At 56.3% G+C, this 1,856-nt stretch carries 1 protein-coding gene and 2 pseudogenes; 1 reads left to right on the top strand and 2 read right to left on the bottom strand.

Annotated features, from left to right (window positions below; all coding sequences use genetic code 11):
• Positions 1-220, bottom strand: a pseudogene (locus tag AC01FP_RS17325) (hypothetical protein); the annotation flags it as partial.
• A 14-nt stretch (positions 221-234) separates the two neighbouring features.
• Positions 235-480 (bottom strand): annotated as a pseudogene (locus AC01FP_RS17320) (hypothetical protein); the annotation flags it as partial.
• On the opposite strand from AC01FP_RS17320, the gene AC01FP_RS17315 reads away from it, so the two are divergent.
• Positions 479-1,588, top strand: coding sequence for a hypothetical protein (locus AC01FP_RS17315; protein WP_474481953.1), 1,110 nt, complete (start codon positions 479-481; stop codon positions 1,586-1,588). The pseudogene AC01FP_RS17320 and the gene AC01FP_RS17315 overlap by 2 nt on opposite strands.
• Positions 1,589-1,856: the final 268 nt, after the last annotated feature.

The raw sequence follows: 1,856 nt of genomic DNA, 5'->3' as shown, positions 1-1,856 counted from the left end.
CGCTCATGGCGCTACCCTTAATCAAGGCCGCCTGAATGGCAGCCAAGGAGTGACAACTTTCCTGAAAGTCACCGGGGCTGGAGCTACCGATCACGATGCAATCGGGCCTCTGGAAATCGGCCACGGCGGAGGCCCCCTTGAGGAATTCGGGCTTCGACACCACCTCAAACGGGCTCGCCACGCCGCGGGCATGCCGTTCGGTGCGGATGACGCCTGCCACCTTGTCGGCGTACCGACGGGCACGGTGCTCTTGGTCACCACGATGCGAGGTGCATCCATGTGGCGGCCAATGGAGCGGGCCACGGCGAGGACGTATTGGAGGTCGGCGTGGCCGTCTTGCTCGGGAAGTGTGCCCACGGCGATGAACAGGAGCCGGCCTGCGGCGGCAAAACAGGTGCCGGTGACCAGGCCCACATAGCCGCTGCGCTCGATGGGGATACACCCTTCATGATGGGCAGAGAGAGGGCAATGCGCAGTCATGAGCCGCGAGACCTTCGATCGAGGCGACTGGCAGGGGGTGATCGCAGGCCACCAGCTGGAGAGTCACGACCCAGCTGAATGGCTGCGTTACGGAGTGGCGTTGCTGCAGACGATCAAGCCTGGGTCTGATGCAGGCAAGCAGCAGCAGCAAGTGGCCCTGGCTTTTGTGCAGGCAGCTAAGGAGGGTGCACCGCCTGAGGCGGTCCAAGCTGCGCAGCGTCAATCGGTGCTGCTGAGTCTTCAGGAGTCGCTGGCGGCAGCGGGTCTAGAGGCGGGGCCTGGCTCTCAGCATGTCAAAGCGCTCGCGCGCAGCGCGGGGAGGATTGCGAGCAGATTGGCGCAACGGGCTTCAGGAAAAGTGGCAGTCCGCACGATTCACCATCTGGCCTGTACTGGCGGCACTGTGATAAGCAAGTGCCTTGCAGCGATGCCTCATGTGGCCTTAATAAGTGAAGTGAATCCACTAAATCGCTTTGGCCACAAATTTGAGCCCACAAATCCCTTATTGCTTCTTGAAAGAAGCTATCGAAAGCTCACCCTTGAAGAGATCAAGGAAGACTTCGCCAGCCGCATGGCTCAAACGGTGAAGATCTGCGTGAATGATGGAATGGATCTTGTGGTTCGCGATCACAGTCACACTGATTTTTGCATGGGTCAGCAGCCAGCTGAAATTACGCCAATCTGCGATTTTTTGGCTGATGAGTATCAGCTGATTTCGGTCGTCACTGTTCGACATCCCCTCGACAGCTACCTTAGTTTAGTCGCCCAAGACTGGCACAAGCAATTCAGTCCAAGTAGCCTGGAGGAGTACTGCCGCCGATACCTGGCATTTCTTGATCGCTATCAGAAAGTGCCAATGCGTCGTTATGAAGACTTTTGCGTTAATCCAATGGCATTCATGGAAAGCGTTTGCGCGCTTCTTGACTTAGATTATAGCCCTGAGTTTCTCAATTGCTTTGGTGAAATCAAGCTCAGTGGAGACAGCGGGCGAGGCTCAACGACCGACATCTCTTCGCGAGCCCGCAGGCCAATTTCAGATAATGACCAGGCCGAGATTGATGCGTCGAATAGCTTCAAAGAATTGGTGTCCAGGTTGGGCTATGAATAAATACATAAAGCTGGATGATTATTACTGCTAAAACGTTGCCTTTTGGGCAATGTGTTAGCAGTTGGGCTCCTCGCCTTCAGTTGGCCCTGCCTGTTCGTTGGCTATGTAGGCGAGGAAGCGCCGGTGGAGGGGGCTTGGTTCGTAGAGGAAAAGAGCTCCTGCTTGAAGCCCGCGATTCTGGTGTTGCTCTCTCCCCCAGTTTCAGGAAAGTTGTCACCCCTCTGATCAGTACATCCGGGGGCTTGAGGACATGACTAATGCGTCGATA

Source organism: Cyanobium sp. NIVA-CYA 375, from assembly GCF_056108345.1.
The sequence above is the reverse complement of the archived record's forward strand: the minus strand, read 5'-3'. Positions and strand labels throughout refer to the sequence as shown.